This is a genomic window from Sphingobium fontiphilum, assembly GCF_014196635.1.
Taxonomy (GTDB): Bacteria; Pseudomonadota; Alphaproteobacteria; order Sphingomonadales; family Sphingomonadaceae; genus Sphingobium; species Sphingobium fontiphilum.
Map to the genome: position 1 here is coordinate 911554 of NZ_JACIEB010000001.1, position 17318 is coordinate 928871.

Here is a 17318-nt window from a genome sequence, read left to right on the forward strand (position 1 = left end):
CATTCCAATGCTACTGGCCGCCCGGTGCACCGGCGGAGTCCTGCTCCCCATGCACCGGCGCGCCGGTAACGCAACCCAGATAGCTTTCCAAGCGGCCAATGACGCCGCGCAGACGCAACGCCGCCCGCGAGTCGGTGACCGCGATATGCACGACGTTATCGCGCCCCATTGCCACAGATAGGGCGTCCCGGTCCACAGGCAAGACGAAACCGGCGAGATCGCTGCCTTCCGCCTCTTGCCCGACGCGCAACGCCTGATCGAGTTTACGGCTGCCGTCGGCCGCCGCATCGGCGGCATGGAGCAGCAATTTCACCTGCCCCTTGCGGCAGGCGACGCCGATCTTTTCCGATCCGGTGACCAGCATCGACGCCCGCGCCTCCAGCCCCAGCCGGTCGAGCAGCGCCTTGCGCAATCCCGCCTCGATCAGCTCGGGCAGCGTGTCGGGAATGGCGAGGTCGCCGGTCTTGAACGCGCGGGAGAGCGCCCCCTTCAGCTTGCCCCTGGCCATCGCCTGTTCCAGCGCGCCGCGAGTCACGCCGATCCAGGCGCCGCGCCCCGGCGCCTTGGCGCGAATATCGGGCAAGACCTCGCCGCCCGGCCCCACGGCCAGACGGACCAGCAGATCGGGATCGGCGCGGTCGCCGGTCAATATGCATTTGCGTTCGGTCATGCATCGCCCTCCGTCGCCACGGAAGAGCCGGGTGCGCCAACGCTGTGGAGCGCGCCTATCGCCTCATTGGGGAGAGACCGCAGCATTGGCGTCCTCCCTTGGTGAGGGGTGCGCGGCGCGGTCGGCGATCAACTGACCGCCGGCACCATAATTTTCGGTCGAAACTTCCGAAATCACCACCTGCACGGCTGCCGCCGGCTTGCCCAGCCGCTCGACGAGCGACCGGGTCACGTCAGCCACGATGCCCGCTTTCTGTTCGCGGGTCGCGCTGCCAGCCAGACGGATGTCGACGAAAGGCATGGTGGATCAGGCTTCCTCTTCGAACCAGTGGGCGCGGGCGGCCATGATGATCTCGTTGCCCTGCTCTTCGCTCAGACCATATTCGGCCAGGATGCCGCCCTTTTCGCCGCCATCGTCGCGGTTGCGGCGACGCGGATCAACGCGCTTCTTCTGGATCAGTTCGTCAGTGGCCAGGTCGGCAAGGTCGTCCAGCGTCTTGATCCCCGCCTTGCCCAGCGTCACCAGCATCGCCTCATTGAGGTGCGGCATGTCGGCCAGCGCATCCTCGACGCCCAGCGCCTGACGCTCTTCACGCGCGGCGGCTTCGCGGCGGTCCAGCGCTTCCTGCGCGCGGCTTTGCAGTTCCTGCGCCAGTTCGTCGTCAAAGCCCTCGATCGAGGCCAGCTCGTCGATGCTGACATAAGCGACTTCTTCCAGCTCGGTGAAGCCTTCGGCGACCAGCAACTGCGACAGGGTTTCGTCGACGTCCAGTTCGTTCTGGAACAGTTCGGAGCGGGCGACGAATTCCTTCTGGCGCTTCTCGCTGGCGTCGGCCTCGGTCATGATGTCGATGGCCTTGCCCGTCAACTGGCTGGCGAGGCGGACATTCTGACCGCGACGACCGATGGCGAGCGACAACTGGTCGTCGGGGACCACCACTTCAATGCGCTCTTCCTCCTCGTCGATCACGACGCGGCTGACCTGCGCGGGTTGCAGCGCATTGACGACGAAGGTCGCCGTATCTTCCGACCAGGGGATGATGTCGATCTTTTCGCCCTGCATTTCCTGCACAACGGCCTGCACGCGGCTGCCCTTCATGCCGACGCAGGCGCCGACCGGATCGATGCTGCCGTCGCGGCTGATGACGCCGATCTTGGCGCGCGAACCGGGGTCGCGGGCGGCGGCCATGATAGTGATGACGCCATCATAGATTTCGGGCACTTCCTGCGCGAACAGCTTCTTCATGAATTCCGGGTGCGCGCGCGACAGGAAAATCTGCGGCCCGCGATTTTCGCGGCGCACGTTCAGGATGACCGAACGGATGCGGTCGCCCACGCGCACGACTTCGCGCGGAATCTGCTGATCGCGGCGGATGACGCCTTCGGCGCGGCCAAGGTTGACGACGACATGGCCGAATTCGACCGACTTGACGACGCCGGTGATGATTTCGCCGACGCGGTCCTTGAACTCGTCGAACTGGCGCTCGCGCTCGGCGTCGCGAACCTTCTGGAAAATCACCTGCTTGGCAGACTGGGCGTCGATACGGCCAAGGTCGATGGGCGGCAGGGGATCGACGATGAAGTCGCCGACAGCGGCATCCTTCTTCAGCTTCTGCGCGGCCTTCAGGTCAACCTGCTTGAAATAGTCCTCGACCGCATCGACCACTTCGACGACGCGCCACAGGCGCAGGTCGCCGCTGTCCGGGTCCAGCTTGGCGCGGATGTCGTTTTCGGCGCCGTAACGGGCGCGGGCGGCGCGCTGGATAGCGTCCTCCATCGCCTCGATCACGATCGCCTTGTCGATCATCTTCTCGCTGGCCACCGAATTGGCGATGGCGAGCAGCTCTGCCTTGTTGGCGGAAATGGCGTTGGCCATGGTCGTGAACCCTTACTCTTCGGTTTCGATCTCGTCCGCTCCATCGGAGGAGAGCGGCATGGTAGCAGAAATGAGCTTGTCGGTCAGCACCAGCTTGGCGCTGCCCACCAGCGTGAACGGAATGACGACGTCGCCGACCTTCGCGTCCCGGAGGGCGATGTCTTCGCCATCCAGCCCGACCAGCTCGCCCTTGAACGTCTTGCGCCCCTCGATCGCCTCGGTGACGGTGATCCGCGCTTCGTGCCCCGCCCAGTCGACAAAATCGTGCAGGCGGGTCAGCGGCCGGTCGATGCCCGGCGAACTGACCTCCAGCCGATAGGCTTCCTCGATCGGGTCGGCCTCGTCCAGCACGTCGGACAGGCGGCGAGAGATCGTCATGCAATCCTCGATCACCAGTTGCCGCGTCTCCGGACGCTCGGCCATGATCTGAAGCGTATGTTCGTCACCACTGCCGAACAGCTTGATGCGCACAAGGTCAAAGCCCAGGGCCTTCACCTCCGGCTCGATCAATGCTGTCAATGCGGCGATGTCCGCCATATCGTCTCCAGAACGCCAAAATCATGCAGCTTCCTCGCGCCGCGAGCATGCCGCCCGCGACCCCGACATGTTTGACGATGTAAGGAAGCAAGCGGCATATAGGGGCGATGGCGGCTGGCTGCAACAATATTCGTTCTCAGCCATTGTTCGCACCGAAAGCCACGAAGAGGAAGCCCGTCATGCGCCACCTGCTCCTTGCCACGCTGCCGATGATCCTGATCGCCTGTTCGGCGGACAATGCCGCAGGGCAAAATGGCGCCGCCGCGCAGGACCGTCCGTTCAAGGTCGACATCATGGCCGATTTCGACGCGCCATGGGCGATGACCTTCCTGCCCGACGGGCGGATGCTGGTGACGGAGAAGAAGGGCGGCCTTGTCCTCTACGACCCGGCGCGCAAAATCGCCATCGGCGTGGGCGGCGCGCCTGCTGTCGACAGCGCCGGGCAAGGCGGGCTGATGGACGTGGTTCTGGCCCCCGACTTCGCCACCAGCGGCACGGTCTATCTGAGTTGGTCGGAAAGCGGCGCGGGCGGCAAGGGCGTGGCGCTCGGCATGGGCAGGCTGGCGATGAAAGGTGGCGGCGCCGCCGACCTGGAAGGCTTCATGACGATTTTCAAGGCCAGCCCCTATGTCGATGGCAACGGTCATTATTCCGGCCGCATCGCTTTCTCGCCGGACGGCAAATATCTGTTTTTCACCAATGGCGAACGACAGAAATTCGACCCCGCGCAAGACCCCAAATCGACATTGGGCAAGGTGCTGCGCCTGAACCCGGACGGCGCGCCTGCGGCCGGCAATCCGCTGGCAGCGAAGGGATTTCACCCCGCCATCTGGTCCTATGGCCATCGCAACCTGCTGGGCCTTGCCTTCGATGGCGAGGGGCGCTTGTGGGAACAGGAAATGGGGCCGCAGGGCGGGGATGAGGTGAACCTGATCAAACCCGGCCTCAATTACGGCTATCCCCTCGCCTCAAACGGCGACCATTATGACGGCCGCGACATCCCCGACCACCGGCCGGGCGACGGTTTCGAAGCGCCGAAAATCTGGTGGAACCCCTCCATCTCGCCTGCGGGCCTGATCCATTATTCCGGTGATATGTTTCCGCAATGGAAAAACAGCCTGTTCCTGGGCGGCCTCTCCGGCCAGGCGCTGATCCGCATGAAACTGGATGGCGAGAAAGCGGAAAAGGCCGACCAGTGGGACATGGGCGCCCGCATTCGTGAAGTCGAACAGGGACCGGACGGCGCCCTGTGGTTGCTGGAGGACGGCGGCGGATCGGAGGGCCGGTTGCTCAAGCTGACGCCGCAGTAGACTCTTTGAAACGGTCAAAATGCGGACAAGGGGCAAATCGCCGCCAAATTGCTGCCGTTGAACAGCGGCAAACCATTATAACCGCGCGCTGCCGCATTATAACGCTGCGTCCCGAGGCCATGACCGGTCCATGACCATACAGGGTCGCCATTTTGTAGGTTCAATTGGGCAAACTGTGCTATCGTTGACGGTGGAAGGTTCTGACCCCGCATGAACACGCCCGCCAAACAGTCGGCTTGCAGTTCGGCGGCAGTCGAACTTGGCACATTGCCCTGAACCATATGCCCCCACTCATGCGCCAAAACACCGACAGCCGCCCAGTTGCCATGGCTCATCGCGACAGCGTCGAGCCAGCTTTGGTCTACCGTGACAATGCCAGTGATCCGATTGGCAAAAGCACCGCCCGAACCATCCGGTATCCTGCAAACAACCACGGACGTTCCCCAGAACTGGTTCAACGCCTGAATATCTGACAAGGCATGGAGAGCCGGCTGACATCCCTGCGCGCTTGCCTTCTGCCCCATCGCCATCAAGCCCAGCACGACAACGGCAATCATAACGAAAATGCTTCTGAAAACCATCCACCACCCCTTCCAATTCGCGATCAATACTTGATTGTCATACAAGGAGGCAGAATAAAATTGAAAATTTCTATCATAAGCTGCCATTCTGGGAATTTTACTTCAAATCACAATTTGAACGATGGTGATACTGCTTCCTCCTTCAAACCCAAAATCCAAGGCAACCCATGCCACAGACCCTGGGCTGGCATTCCCGGCGATTAGCCTGTATCGGCCCCGCCATCCCTTTCATATTCAGCAGGCAGGCAGATGGGTTTTCGTTGCGGTATCGTCGGGCTTCCCAATGTGGGCAAGTCCACCCTTTTCAATGCGCTGACCGAAACGCAGGCGGCGCAGGCGGCCAATTACCCCTTCTGCACGATCGAACCCAATGTCGGCCAGGTCGCCGTGCCCGACCCCCGGCTGGACACCATCGCGAAGATCGGCGGATCGGCCAAGATCATCGAGACGCAGCTCGCCTTTGTCGACATTGCCGGGCTGGTGCGCGGCGCGTCCAAGGGTGAAGGCCTTGGCAACCAGTTCCTCGCCAATATCCGGGAGGTCGACGCCATCGTCCATGTCCTGCGCTGTTTCGAGGATGACGACATCACCCATGTCGAGGGCAAGGTGGACCCCATTGCCGACGCCGAGACGGTCGAGACCGAATTGATGCTGGCCGATCTTGAGTCGTTGGAAAAGCGCGTCCCCGCTTTCGCCAAGAAGGCCGCGCAGGGCGACAAGGAAGCCAAGGCCGCCGCGGCGGTTCTGGGCCAGGCGCTCGACCTGTTGCGCGACGGCAAGCCCGCCCGGCTGACCGATCCCAGGGATGAGGAGGAAGCGCGCATCTTTCGCCAGGCGCAGTTGCTGACCGCCAAGCCTGTCCTCTATGTCTGCAATGTCGAGGAAGAGGCCGCCGCCACCGGCAACGCCCATTCGGCCCGCGTGTTTGAAAAGGCCGCGTCCGAAGGGGCCAAGGCGGTGATCGTGTCCGCCGCGATCGAGGCGGAACTCATCACCATGCCGGTCGAGGAGCGCAAGGAATATCTCGAAGCGCTGGGGCTGGAGGAAGCCGGCCTCGCCCGTATCATCCGCGCCGGCTACGAACTGCTCGGCCTCATCACCTTCTTCACCGTCGGCCCCAAGGAAGCCCGCGCCTGGACCGTGGCGAAGGGCGCAAAGGCCCCGCAGGCCGCGGGCGCGATCCACAGCGACTTTGAAAAGGGCTTCATCCGCGCCGAAACCATGCATTATGGCGATTATGTCCAGTTCGGCGGCGAAGCGGGCGCCAAGGAAGCGGGCAAGTGGCGCTCGGAAGGCAAGGAATATGTGACGCAGGATGGCGACATCATGCTGTTCCGCTTCAATGTCTAGGAGCGCTCGGCATTTGCCCCATGCCGGCCTGCAAGTGGCGCCATTCTGCGCTTCCGGTGCTCACGTGCCGGAAGCACGCTGCGCGCCGGTTCTCGCATAGCGCCCCTTTCGGCTCGGCCCGAACCAAATGCCGAACACTCCCCTGCCTCTCGTCGCGCGCCGAAAGATCGCCTTCCCGCCCAGTGTCGATGCCGACACGCGGCTGCTGATCCTCGGCAGCCTGCCCGGCGATGTTTCGATCAAGCAGGGCGAATATTACGCCCATCGCGGCAACGCCTTCTGGGCGCTGATCGGCGATGTGCTGGGCGAAAGCGACCTGCGCGCCCTGCCTTACGCCATGCGGCTCAAACGGCTGCGGGCGCGGGGCGTGGGCCTGTGGGACGTGATCGAGAGTGCGGAGCGGGAGGGCAGCCTGGACAGCGCGATCCGGGCGGCCGAGGCCCGCGATCTTGCCGCCTTCATCGCCCGCCTGCCTGCCCTGCACGCCATCGCGTTCAACGGCAAGGCCGCCGCAACCCATGGCCGCCGTCAGATATCCGCCGCAACCGGCCTGACGCTGATCGACCTACCCTCTTCCAGCGGCGCCTATGCCGCCATGCCCCGCGCGGCGAAGGAACGGGCATGGTCCGTTCTGGCGGACTATATCGGTTGAAACCGGCGTTGCATTGACCTGTCATATTGGCAAGTTAGGCCCTGTCCATGATCAGCCGTCGCCAGATACTCGCCAGCGCCGCCGCACTCCCCGCCATTGGCGCGCCCGCCATCGTCCGTGCGCAGAACTGGTTTCGCGCCTATCCCTTTTCCATGGGCATCACATCGGGCGATCCTGCGCCCGACGGCTTCGTCATCTGGACGAAACTGGCGCCCGATCCGATGGACCCGCACGGCGGGATGCCGATCGCGCCGATCCCAGTCAGTTGGGCAGTGGCTACCGACACTGGTTTCAAATCCATCGTCGCCAGCGGCACGGCGACCGCTTGGCCGGAACTGGGCCACAGCGTCCATGTCGAGGTGACGGGGCTGCAGCCTGACCGCACCTATTGGTATCGGTTCGAATGCGGCGGGCGGCGCAGCATTCGCGGCCGCGCCCGCACCATGCCGGCGCCGGGCGCGAAACTCGATTCGCTGCGCTTCGGCGTCGCGGGGTGCCAGAATTATGAGGACGGGCTTTATACCGCCTTCGCCGGACTCGCGCGTGAAGACCTAGCCTTCGTCTTCCATTATGGCGATTTCATTTACGAGGCGGAATCCTATGCCGGAAAGCCCGGCTTCACCGGCCTCCCCTCGCCCAAGGTGCGACGCCACATCGGGCAGGATCTGCTCGACATCGCCGATTACCGGCTGCGCTATGCCCAATATCTGTCCGACTATGACCTGCAATCGGCGCGGTCTTGGCAGACATGGTTCCCGACGTTTGACGACCATGAGGTCCAGAATGACTGGGTGAGCGACATCAGCCAGGAAAAGGGCACGCCCGCCGAAATGTTCCGCATCCGCAAGGCGGCGGCGATGCAGGCATGGTATGAATATATGCCGGTGCGCGCGGCGCTGCGCCCCCGACCCGAAATGCCGCCCGTTTATCGCGCGGCGCGCTATGGCGACCTGCTCAACATCGACTTTCTCGACACCCGGTCCTTCCGCACCGATCAGCCCTGCGGCGGCGGCTTTGCGGCCCTCTGCCCGGAAACCGGGCGCGCCGACGCGCAGATGCTGGGCGCGGAGCAGGAAAAATGGCTGGCCGCCAACCTCGCCCGGCCGGGCAGCCGCTGGAACTGTCTGGCGCAGCAGGTGATGATGATGGCGCTGGATCGCCGCACCGGCGATGAGCCGCAGAAGATTTTCAACAGCGATAGCTGGGCGGGCTACGACGCGCCGCGCGAACGGCTGCTGGCGCGGCTCAAGGGGCTGAACAACGTCGTCGTGCTGACCGGCGACGAGCATCAGAATTTTGCCGGGCTGCTTTATGACGGGGACCAGCCGGTTGCCGTCGAATTCGTGGCCACATCCATATCCTCCGGCGGCAATGGCAGCGACCTGCGCCCCGGCAGCGACCGTATAATGGCGGCCAATCCGCAGATTCGCTTCATCAACGACCAGCGCGGATACCATATCTGCGAAGTCGGCCGCGAAAGCTGGACCAACCATGTGATGGTCGTCGATCAGGTCGGGCTGCCCGGCGGCACGGTCAGCAAGCGCGCCTCGCTCACCGTGCCCCATGGCGAGGCGAACCTCACAGTCGGATGATCGCAGCTTACCTTGACGGAAACGTCAAGCGGACCTAATTCAGTCTCTTCTTGCAACGAAGGAGCGGGCTGATGGCATGGTTTGAAGATGTAACGGTCGGCGACCGCATGGAATTTGGCCCGCTGACCATCTCGCGCGAGGAAATCATCGCCTTTGCCAGCGAATATGATTTTCAACCCTTTCACCTGTCCGACGAAGCCGCCGCCCAGACCCATTTCGGCAGCCTGTCCGCCAGCGGATGGCACACCACGGCGCTGTTCATGAAGATGATGCTCGCCGCGATGCAGAAGCGCCCCGGATTTCAGGAAGCAAGCCTGGGCGCGATGGGCATCGACGAACTGCGCTGGCTGCGCCCCGTCCGCCCCGGCGACACGCTGCGCGGCGTCAGCGAGGTGATCGCCACCAAATCCTCTCGCAGCCGACCCGAAATGGGCGTCGTCACCTCGCTGGTCACCCTGTTCAACCAGCATGACGAACCGGTGCTGACGATGAAACCCATAACCCTGATCCGCACCCGCCCGCTGTGATCGTTGGTGCGGCGCAATGTCGGCGCCATCGTCATTTCCTTCCGAACAATTTCTCTATGTCGCCATGGCCCAGTTTCACCCATGTCGGGCGGCCATGGTTGCACTGGCCGCTGCGCGGGGTCACCTCCATTTCGCGGAGCAGCGCGTTCATTTCGGCAACGCTCAGCACCCGGCCAGCGCGCACCGACCCGTGGCAGGCCATGGTCGCCGCCACCAGATCGAGCCGCTCCTTCAAAGACAGCGCGCTGTCATAGGCGGCAAGATCGTCGGCCAGATCGCGGACCAGCCCCTGTACGTCGCCCTGTCCCAGCATCGCCGGGGTCGCGCGCACCAGCATCGCCGCCGGGCCGAAACGCTCCAGCTCCAGGCCAAAGGCCCGCAGTTCATCGATCCGTGGCTCCATCCGGTCGCAGGCGACCTCGTCCAGTTCAACCACTTCGGGCAGCAGCAGCGCCTGCGCCGCGACGCCCGGCCCGCCAGCATCCTCCATCGCCCGGCGCATCCGCTCCAGCACCAGCCGTTCATGCGCGGCGTGCTGGTCAACGATCACCAGACCATCCTGCGCCTCCGCCACGATATAGGTGCGGGCCACCTGCCCGCGCGCGACGCCCAGCGGAAAATCCTGTGTTTCGGGAACGGGCGCGCTCGCCGCCTCCGCCCGCGCCTGCGGCGGCGGAGTGAGGAAGGACGAGCGACGGTCGGACAGGGCGGCGAAGGACGGCGCAGAGGCAAACGATGACGCGCCCGCTGCCGCGAATATCGGCATCGCGCCAATCGGCGTGGGCGATAGCGGTTCCAGGCGCCAGGCGGCGAAAGCGGCGGGATCGGCCTGTTGAACTGAACGAAAGCCCGCCTCGTTCAGCGCCCGGCGCAGGCCAGACACGATCATGCCCCGGATCAACGCCGGATCGCGAAAGCGCACCTCCGTCTTGGCTGGATGAACATTCACGTCCACCTCCAGCGGCGGCACGTCCAGGAACAGCGCGACGACCGGATGCCTGTCGCGCGCCAGCACATCGGCATAGGCGCCCCGCACCGCGCCCACCAGCAGCCGGTCGCGCACTGGCCGCCCGTTGACGAACAGGAACTGATGGTCGCCTGTGCCGCGATGATAGGTCGGCAGCGAAGCCACGCCCGACAGGCGCACGCCGTCGCGCTCCAGCGACAGGATGACATGATTGTCGGCCAGCGCCCGGTCGGTCAGCGCGGCGACCCTGTCCTCCCGCGCGTCCCCCGCCTGCACCGACAGCGCCCGCCGCCCGTCATGCTCCAGCGAGAAGGCGACGGCCGGATGCGCCATCGCCAGCCGCCGCACCACATCCATGCAGGCGGCATATTCCGACCGGGCGGAGCGCAGGAATTTGCGCCGCGCGGGCACGCGGGCGAAAAGCTGCTCCACGGTGACGCGCGTGCCCGGCGGCAGGGCGGCTGGCCCTTCGGCCACCAATTGCCCATTGTCGACCGTGCGGTTCCACCCCTCGCCGCCCGCGACCCGGCTGTCGATGGCAAGTCGCGCGACGCTGGCGATGGACGGCAGCGCCTCTCCCCGGAAGCCCAGTGTCGCGACCTGTTCGATGGCGTCGTCGGGCAGTTTCGACGTCGCGTGCCGCTCCAGCGCCAGCGCCATGTCGGCCGAATCCATGCCGCAGCCGTCATCGCTCACCTCGATCCGGTCCAGCCCGCCATTGGTCAGGCGGATGGCAACCCGCTGCGCCCCGGCGTCCAGCGCGTTTTCGACGATTTCCTTTAGCGCGCTGGCGGGTCTTTCGACCACTTCACCGGCAGCGATACGGTTGACCAGATGTTCGGGCAGGCGGCGTATTGACATTGCTGGATGACTAGCCCAAGCGAGCGCTTTCCGCGACCCAAAAGCCCAAAAAAAATGCGAATCCGCATGGGCAAATGGTAAACGGGCGAGTCTATCCAGCCGACCCCGCATCCAGCCCCTGGGGACGGCCGGGCTGAACAGGATAAGGCATGTCGATCTTTTCGCGTCTCTTCAAATTTTCCTCGCAGGATATGGCCATCGACCTCGGCACCGCGAACACCGTGGTCTATGTGCGCGGGCGCGGCATCGTGCTGAACGAACCCTCGGTCGTGGCGGTCGAAACGCTGAACGGCGTCAAGCGGGTGAAGGCCGTGGGCGACGACGCGAAACTGATGATGGGCAAGACCCCGGATTCGATCGAGGCCATCCGGCCGCTGCGCGACGGCGTGATCGCCGACATCGACGTCGCCGAACAGATGATCAAGCACTTCATCACCAAGGTGCATGGCGGCAAGCAGCGCCCCTGGCGCTTCCCTGAAATCGTGATCTGCGTGCCTTCGGGCTCGACCAGCGTCGAACGCCGCGCCATCCGCGACGCCGCCAGCAATGCCGGCGCGTCGCAGGTGTTCCTGATCGAGGAACCCATGGCCGCCGCCATCGGCGCCGACATGCCCGTCACCGAACCGATCGGCTCCATGGTCGTCGACATCGGCGGCGGCACGACCGAAGTCGCGGTGCTCTCGCTGCGCGGCCTTGCCTATACCACCTCGGTCCGCGTCGGCGGCGACAAGATGGACGAAGCCATCGTCAGCTTCGTGCGTCGCCACCACAACCTGCTGATCGGCGAAGCCACGGCCGAACGCATCAAGAAGCAGTTCGGCGTCGCCCAGCCGCCCGAAGACGGCGTGGGCGAAACAATCCACATCAAGGGCCGCGACCTGGTGAACGGCGTGCCCAAGGAAATCAGCATCAATCAGGGCCAGATCGCCGACGCGCTCGCCGAACCGATCAGCACCATTGTCGAAGGCGTCCGCATCGCGCTGGAAAACACCGCGCCCGAACTCGCGGCCGACATTGTCGACCAGGGGATCGTGCTCACCGGCGGCGGCGCGCTGCTCAAGGGGCTGGACGATGAACTGCGCGACGAAACCGGCCTGCCCGTCACCATTGCCGAAGATCCGCTGACCTGCGTCGCGATCGGCACCGGCCGGGCGATGGAAGACCCGATTTTCAGGGGCGTGCTCCAGACCGCATAAGCCAGGGGGAAGCAGCAGGATGGCGCGGCCACCCAGCCGGCGCCCCGGTTACAACCGGAAGGCGCAATATGGCCTGTTCGCCAGCTATGTCGTGGCCGTGTCCGGCGCGGCCTTGGGCTTGCTCATGGTTCTCGTCGCGATGTTCGACCCCACCGGATTTTCCGCGATACGCGCCGTCGCCTCGGAAGTGACGGCGCCGCTGTCGACGGCTCTCAATTCGATGGTCAGCGGCATCGGCACGATCGACGAACGCATCGCCGCCTATTGGCGTGCGGGATCGCAGAATATCACCCTGCGCCGTCAGGTGGAAGCGGACCGCAACGCCATCATAGAGGCGAAGGCGGTGAAGCAGGAAAATCTGCGCCTGAAAAAGCTGCTGCGTCTGGTCGATACCGACGACAGCCAGGTGCTGGCCGCCCGGCTCATCAGTTCCTCCTCGGGCAGCACCCGTCGTTTCGCGCGCCTCAACGCCGGGCGGATGCAGGGCGTTCGCCCCGGAATGCCCGTGCGCGCGCCGGAGGGGCTCATCGGCCGCGTGCTCTTCACCAGCCCCAATACCGCCGAAGTGCTGTTGCTGACCGACACCAGCAACATCGTGCCGGTACGCCGCGCGCAGGACAATGTGCCCGCCATCTCCACCGGCCTTGGCGATGGATCGGTCGAAGTCCGGGCGCTGTCGGCCGGGCGCAACCCCTTCCACCCCGGCGACGTCGTGGTGACATCGGGCATTGGCGGCATTTATCAGCCCAATATCCCCGTCGCCGTGATTGTGCGGGTGGAGGGCGAGATTTCCTATGGCATCCCGCTGGCCAATGCCGCCCGTGTTGAAGCCGTGGTGGTCGAACGCCCCTTTGAACAGGTGGTGACCCGGCAGGAAGGCGCAGCGGAACGCCAACCGGCCGACGATGCCGCAGGCAATGAGGCGGCTGCCGCGCCATGATCGACCGTCGGATGCAGCATGTTCCCCGGCTGGGCCGCACCCCATCGCGCTTTAGGTTGGTCGGCACACCGATCATCACCGTCATGCTGGGGTCGATGGCGACGATGGCGCCGATCATCGCCCAGTCGCCCGTGCTGCCGCCCTTCGGCCTCCTTGCCCTGCTCGCCTGGCGCCTGTTGCGCCCGGAAATGTGGCGCGCGTGGATCGCCCTGCCGCTGGGCTTGTTCGACGATATGGCCAGCGGCCAGCCCATCGGGTCGGCGGTGTTCCTGTGGACCATCGTGCTGATCGCCATCGACTTCGTCGAACAAAGGCTGATCTGGCGCGATTACTGGCATGACTGGCTTATCGCGGGTCTTGCGATTATCTTCTGCACGCTGGGGGGCATGGCCTTTGCCGGGATGACCGGTGGAGGAATGGTGAGGTTGATGCTGGTCCTGCCGCAAATCTGCTGGTCGATATTGCTGTTTCCCTTTGTCGCCCGGCAATGCGCCTGGATCGACCGCTGGCGCGTGATGGCATGAGTTTCATCAAGTCCCGGCGCCGCCTGATCACCGAAGCCAGCCAGTCCCTGTCCTTCACCCGCAGGGCCATGGTGGTGGGCGGCATACAGGGGCTGTTCGGCGCGATGCTGGTCGGCCGCATGGCCTGGATCAGCGTCGCCGAAAACGAGAAATATCAGCTTCTTTCCGAAAGCAACCGCGTCAACCTGACGCTCATTCCGCCGCGGCGCGGCTGGATCATCGACCGCCACGGCAAACCGCTGGCCAATAACCGCACCGATTTCCGCATCGACATCATCCCCCAGCGGATGAGGGATCCCGAAGCGACGATCACGCAACTGGCGGGGCTGCTTGGCCTGCAACCCGATGAAGTCGAACGCATCCGCGCCGAAATGGAAAAGTCGCCCGGTTTCCGACCGATCCAGGTGTCGGAGAACCTGACCTACGATCAATATGCCGCGGTCAGCGTTCGCCTGCCTGACCTGCCCGGCGTGGCGCCTTCCCAGGGCTTTTCCCGTTACTATCCCGCCGGTCCCAGCGTCGGCCATTTGCTCGGCTATGTCGGCGCGGCATCGGCGGAGGATTATGAGGAACGGCGCGATCCGCTGCTCATCACGCCGGGGTTCAAGGTCGGCAAGGATGGCCTTGAAAAGGCGTTCGACCTGCCGCTGACGGGAAAGCCCGGCGCCAAGCGTGTGGAGGTTACCGCGCGTGGAAAGATCGTGCGGGAACTCACCACCCGCCCCGACGCGCCCGGAAAGACGATCCAGCTTACCATCGACGCGGGATTGCAGGAATATGCCGGCCGCCGCCTGGCCACGCAAAGCGGCGCGGTGGTGGTGCTCGATTGCCGGAATGGCGACGTGCTGGCCATGGCGTCCATGCCCAGTTTCGATCCCAACAGCTTTTCGGACGGCATCAGCCATCTGGAATGGGACATGTTGTCGAAGGACGATCATGTCCCCCTGCGCAACAAGGTGTTGCAGGGCCTCTATCCTCCCGGATCGACGGTGAAGCCCATGGTGGCGCTGGCCCTGCTGGAGGGCGGCTTCAGCCCGGAAGACAGCGTAAATTGCGCCGGGGCCATCCGTGTTGGCAACACGCTGTTCCACTGCCACAGCCGTCGCGGCCATGGCGGCGTGAATATGAAGCGCGCCATCGCGCAAAGCTGCGACATCTATTTCTATGTCATGGCCCAGCGCCTGGGCATGGACAAGATCGCCGCCATGGCCCGCAGCGTCGGCATGGGCCAGAAATTCGACCTGCCCTTCCCCAGCCAGAGCTATGGCACGGTTCCCGACCCGGCCTGGAAGCTCAAGAAATATGGCCAGGAATGGCAGATCTACGATACGGTCAACGCCACTATCGGCCAGGGTTATATGCTCATCAACCCGTTGCAGATGGCGGTCATGGCGTCGCGCCTCGCCACCGGGCGACAGTTGATGCCCAATTTCCTGCACGGCGCCAAACGTCCGGACGCCCCGCCCATCCACGGCGTATCGCCCGACCACCTGTCGGTCATCCGCGACGCGATGAGCGCGGTGGTCAATGGCGGCGGCACCGGCGGCGCGGCGCGGATCAGCGTTCCCGACGTGATGATGGCGGGGAAGACCGGCACGGCGCAGGTCCGCCGCATCACCATGGCGGAGCGCGCAGGCGGCGTGCGCGGCAATGCGGGCCTGCCCTTCAAACTGCGCGACCATGCCCTGTTCCAGGGTTTCGCGCCTTTCGACAATCCGCGCTATGCCATTGGCTGCATCATCGAACATGGCGGGCACACCAACCGGATCGAGGATGCGCCCATGATTTCCGGAGACGTGCTGACCTATTTGTTCGATCCCAAGAAGGCGATGGACAAGCTGGTCGAGCTGGAAAAAGGATGGGGCGGCCCGCCACAGGAGCGGATGGGGCGGCAAATGGCCGCCTTCCGCCTCGCCCGCGCCATCGAAAAGGGCGAGGCGCCGCCCCCCGCCCCGGCCGACAACGCCCAGAATGCGGCGGACGACGCACAGCCTCGTCCGACAGCGCCCCCTGCCCCACCGCCCGGCGACAATGAAAGCGACACCGACGATGCGCCCCCCGCACCGTCTCAGGGAGCGACGCCATGAGCCTTGTCCCGCAGGCGATCGCCCGCCAGCCCTGGCGCGTCTTCCTTCTCCTCTTCGCGATCGCCGCCTTCGGCACCATCGTGCTTTACAGCGCGGCTGGCGGTAGCATGCGGCCATGGGCCTTCAACCAGCTCAGCCGGTTCATCATCTTCTGCGGCATGGCGATCATGCTCAGCCGCATCAGGGTGGAAACCTTCGCCCGCTACGCCTTCCCCAGCTATGGTGGGCTGGTGGTCGCGCTAGTGCTGGTGGAGCTGATCGGCGGCGTGAGGGGCGGGAGCCAGCGATGGATCAACCTCGGCTTCATGCAGTTGCAGCCGTCGGAATTCATGAAGCCCGTCATCGTGCTCGCGGTCGCGTCCTTCTATGCCCGGCTGCCGGTGGGCGAAATCCGCAAATGGAACGCCATATGGCCGGCCCTTGTGCTCATCGGCGTGCCCTGGGCGCTTGTGCTGGTGCAGCCTGACCTTGGCACCGCGACGATGATTGCGCTGGGCGGCGTGACGGTCATGTTCCTCGCGGGCCTTCCCCTGCGCCTGTTCATCGGCACGGGCCTGACCATCGCGGCGGCCATCCCCATCGCGTTCAGCTTTCTGCACGATTATCAGCAAAAGCGCGTGCTCATCTTCCTCGACCCCGAAAGCGACCCGCTGGGCGCGGGCTATCATATCAGCCAGTCAAAGATCGCGATCGGATCGGGCGGTCTGTTCGGCAAGGGCTTCCTCAACGGCACGCAAAGCCATCTCGACTATCTGCCCGAAGGCCATACCGACTTCGTCTTCGCCACCATGGCGGAGGAGTGGGGCCTGCTGGGCGGATGCCTGCTCATTCTCGCCTTCATGCTGTTATTGCGCTGGAGTATCCGGGTGTCGATGCGAACGCCCGACAAGTTTGGCCGTCTGGTCGCAGCGGGGCTGACCACCACGATCTTCTTCTATGTCGCGATCAACATGATGATGGTCATGGGGCTCGCGCCGGTGGTGGGCATCCCCCTGCCCTTCATGTCCTATGGTGGATCGTCGATGCTGACGGTGATGCTGTGCATCGGCATCATCCTGGCCATCGACCGCAGCGCCAACAGCCGCCCAAGCAGCGGAAATTGGGGCTGAAACGAAAGGTCCTGCACTTTTTCCGACCGGCGATGCATTTTATGTTTGCAAAGCCCCCCGATCATGCTAACCGCCCGGCCTCGCCAAGGCGAACGGCCCGCCGGGTCACAGCAAATGGCAGTGTGGACGCATAGCTCAGTTGGTAGAGCAGCTGACTCTTAATCAGCGGGTCCTAGGTTCGAGCCCTAGTGCGTCCACCATTTTCCCCTTTCGTTTTCAGCAGCTTATGGGGAAAATTGACTGTGTCGGAACGCGGTCGTTATGGACAAACACCGAATAGGCACCGAATTCCAACGACTGGCCTTGTGAGACCGCCTACGGCTACATCTTGAAGAGGCCTCTCAGTGCCTCCGGGTTCAAGCCTTGCCGAGTGACCTCCTTCGCCAAGAATGGGTATCGGCGCCCGAGAAATCCGAACGTTATATCCTCGCGAGCGTAGTCCATGTGAGTAGCCCCTAGTTTTCTAGACGCCTTCCGCTTTCAAAATCTGCTGCCGTTCGAACTCGAGAGGTGACAGCATTCCGTTCCTGACCTGCTTGC

Annotated in this window: 16 protein-coding genes and 1 tRNA gene; 11 read left to right on the plus strand and 6 right to left on the minus strand. The window is 64.3% G+C overall.

What is annotated here, in order from left to right; genetic code table 11:
• Positions 1–10 precede the first annotated feature (10 nt).
• The 4 genes from GGR44_RS04230 to rimP form a co-directional block, all read right to left on the minus strand.
• Complete coding sequence (locus GGR44_RS04230; protein ID WP_183954147.1) at positions 11–670, minus strand: DUF448 domain-containing protein; 660 nt, start codon at positions 668–670, stop codon at positions 11–13.
• A 63-nt stretch (positions 671–733) separates the two neighbouring features.
• Positions 734–970, minus strand: a complete 237-nt coding sequence (locus GGR44_RS04235; protein ID WP_183954148.1) for a tautomerase family protein — start codon at positions 968–970, stop codon at positions 734–736.
• Positions 971–976: 6 nt separating this feature from the next.
• Complete coding sequence (gene nusA / locus GGR44_RS04240; protein ID WP_183954149.1) at positions 977–2545, minus strand: transcription termination factor NusA; 1569 nt, start codon at positions 2543–2545, stop codon at positions 977–979.
• Between the two features lie 12 nt (positions 2546–2557).
• Positions 2558–3082, minus strand: a complete 525-nt coding sequence (rimP, locus tag GGR44_RS04245) for a ribosome maturation protein RimP (RefSeq protein ID WP_183954150.1) — start codon at positions 3080–3082, stop codon at positions 2558–2560.
• Positions 3083–3261: 179 nt separating this feature from the next.
• On the opposite strand from rimP, the gene GGR44_RS04250 reads away from it, so the two are divergent.
• Entirely contained in the window at positions 3262–4392 is a 1131-nt protein-coding gene (locus tag GGR44_RS04250; protein ID WP_183954151.1) for a PQQ-dependent sugar dehydrogenase, read from the plus strand.
• A gap of 14 nt (positions 4393–4406) precedes the next feature.
• Here the strand turns inward: GGR44_RS04250 and GGR44_RS04255 are convergent, their stop codons facing one another.
• Positions 4407–5060, minus strand: a complete 654-nt coding sequence (locus GGR44_RS04255) for a hypothetical protein (protein ID WP_183954152.1) — start codon at positions 5058–5060, stop codon at positions 4407–4409.
• A gap of 162 nt (positions 5061–5222) precedes the next feature.
• On the opposite strand from GGR44_RS04255, the gene ychF reads away from it, so the two are divergent.
• From ychF to GGR44_RS04275, 4 genes are all read left to right on the plus strand, one after another.
• Positions 5223–6323 (plus strand): redox-regulated ATPase YchF, encoded by a 1101-nt coding sequence (ychF, locus tag GGR44_RS04260; protein WP_183954153.1) that lies wholly within the window; start codon positions 5223–5225, stop codon positions 6321–6323.
• Positions 6324–6450: 127 nt separating this feature from the next.
• Positions 6451–6975 carry a DNA-deoxyinosine glycosylase gene (locus GGR44_RS04265; RefSeq protein ID WP_183954154.1) on the plus strand — a complete coding sequence of 175 codons (525 nt, stop codon included), beginning with the start codon at positions 6451–6453 and terminating at the stop codon, positions 6973–6975.
• 47 nt (positions 6976–7022) lie between these two features.
• On the plus strand, positions 7023–8567 hold the full coding sequence (locus tag GGR44_RS04270) for an alkaline phosphatase D family protein (RefSeq protein WP_183954155.1): 1545 nt from the start codon (positions 7023–7025) through the stop codon (positions 8565–8567).
• A 71-nt stretch (positions 8568–8638) separates the two neighbouring features.
• A complete protein-coding gene (locus GGR44_RS04275; protein WP_183954156.1) occupies positions 8639–9094 on the plus strand; it encodes a MaoC family dehydratase in 456 nt (151 codons plus the stop codon).
• A gap of 31 nt (positions 9095–9125) precedes the next feature.
• Here GGR44_RS04275 and mutL read toward each other — a convergent pair whose 3' ends face one another.
• The gene (mutL, locus tag GGR44_RS04280; RefSeq protein ID WP_183954157.1) at positions 9126–10922 is read right to left on the minus strand and encodes a DNA mismatch repair endonuclease MutL; all 1797 of its coding nucleotides are present in this window, start codon (positions 10920–10922) and stop codon (positions 9126–9128) included.
• A 149-nt stretch (positions 10923–11071) separates the two neighbouring features.
• On the opposite strand from mutL, the gene GGR44_RS04285 reads away from it, so the two are divergent.
• The 6 genes from GGR44_RS04285 (at position 11072) to GGR44_RS04310 (ending at position 16978) form a co-directional block, all read left to right on the plus strand.
• Complete coding sequence (locus tag GGR44_RS04285) at positions 11072–12118, plus strand: rod shape-determining protein (RefSeq protein ID WP_183954158.1); 1047 nt, start codon at positions 11072–11074, stop codon at positions 12116–12118.
• Between the two features lie 19 nt (positions 12119–12137).
• On the plus strand, positions 12138–13058 hold the full coding sequence (mreC, locus tag GGR44_RS04290) for a rod shape-determining protein MreC (protein ID WP_183954159.1): 921 nt from the start codon (positions 12138–12140) through the stop codon (positions 13056–13058).
• Positions 13055–13582 carry a rod shape-determining protein MreD gene (mreD, locus tag GGR44_RS04295; protein WP_183954160.1) on the plus strand — a complete coding sequence of 176 codons (528 nt, stop codon included), beginning with the start codon at positions 13055–13057 and terminating at the stop codon, positions 13580–13582. The genes mreC and mreD overlap by 4 nt, the downstream gene beginning before the upstream one ends.
• Complete coding sequence (gene mrdA, locus GGR44_RS04300; RefSeq protein WP_425511294.1) at positions 13579–15669, plus strand: penicillin-binding protein 2; 2091 nt, start codon at positions 13579–13581, stop codon at positions 15667–15669. The genes mreD and mrdA overlap by 4 nt, the downstream gene beginning before the upstream one ends.
• Complete coding sequence (rodA, locus tag GGR44_RS04305) at positions 15666–16778, plus strand: rod shape-determining protein RodA (RefSeq protein WP_183954162.1); 1113 nt, start codon at positions 15666–15668, stop codon at positions 16776–16778. The genes mrdA and rodA overlap by 4 nt, the downstream gene beginning before the upstream one ends.
• A gap of 124 nt (positions 16779–16902) precedes the next feature.
• A tRNA-Lys gene (locus tag GGR44_RS04310) sits at positions 16903–16978 on the plus strand.
• Positions 16979–17318 lie beyond the last annotated feature (340 nt).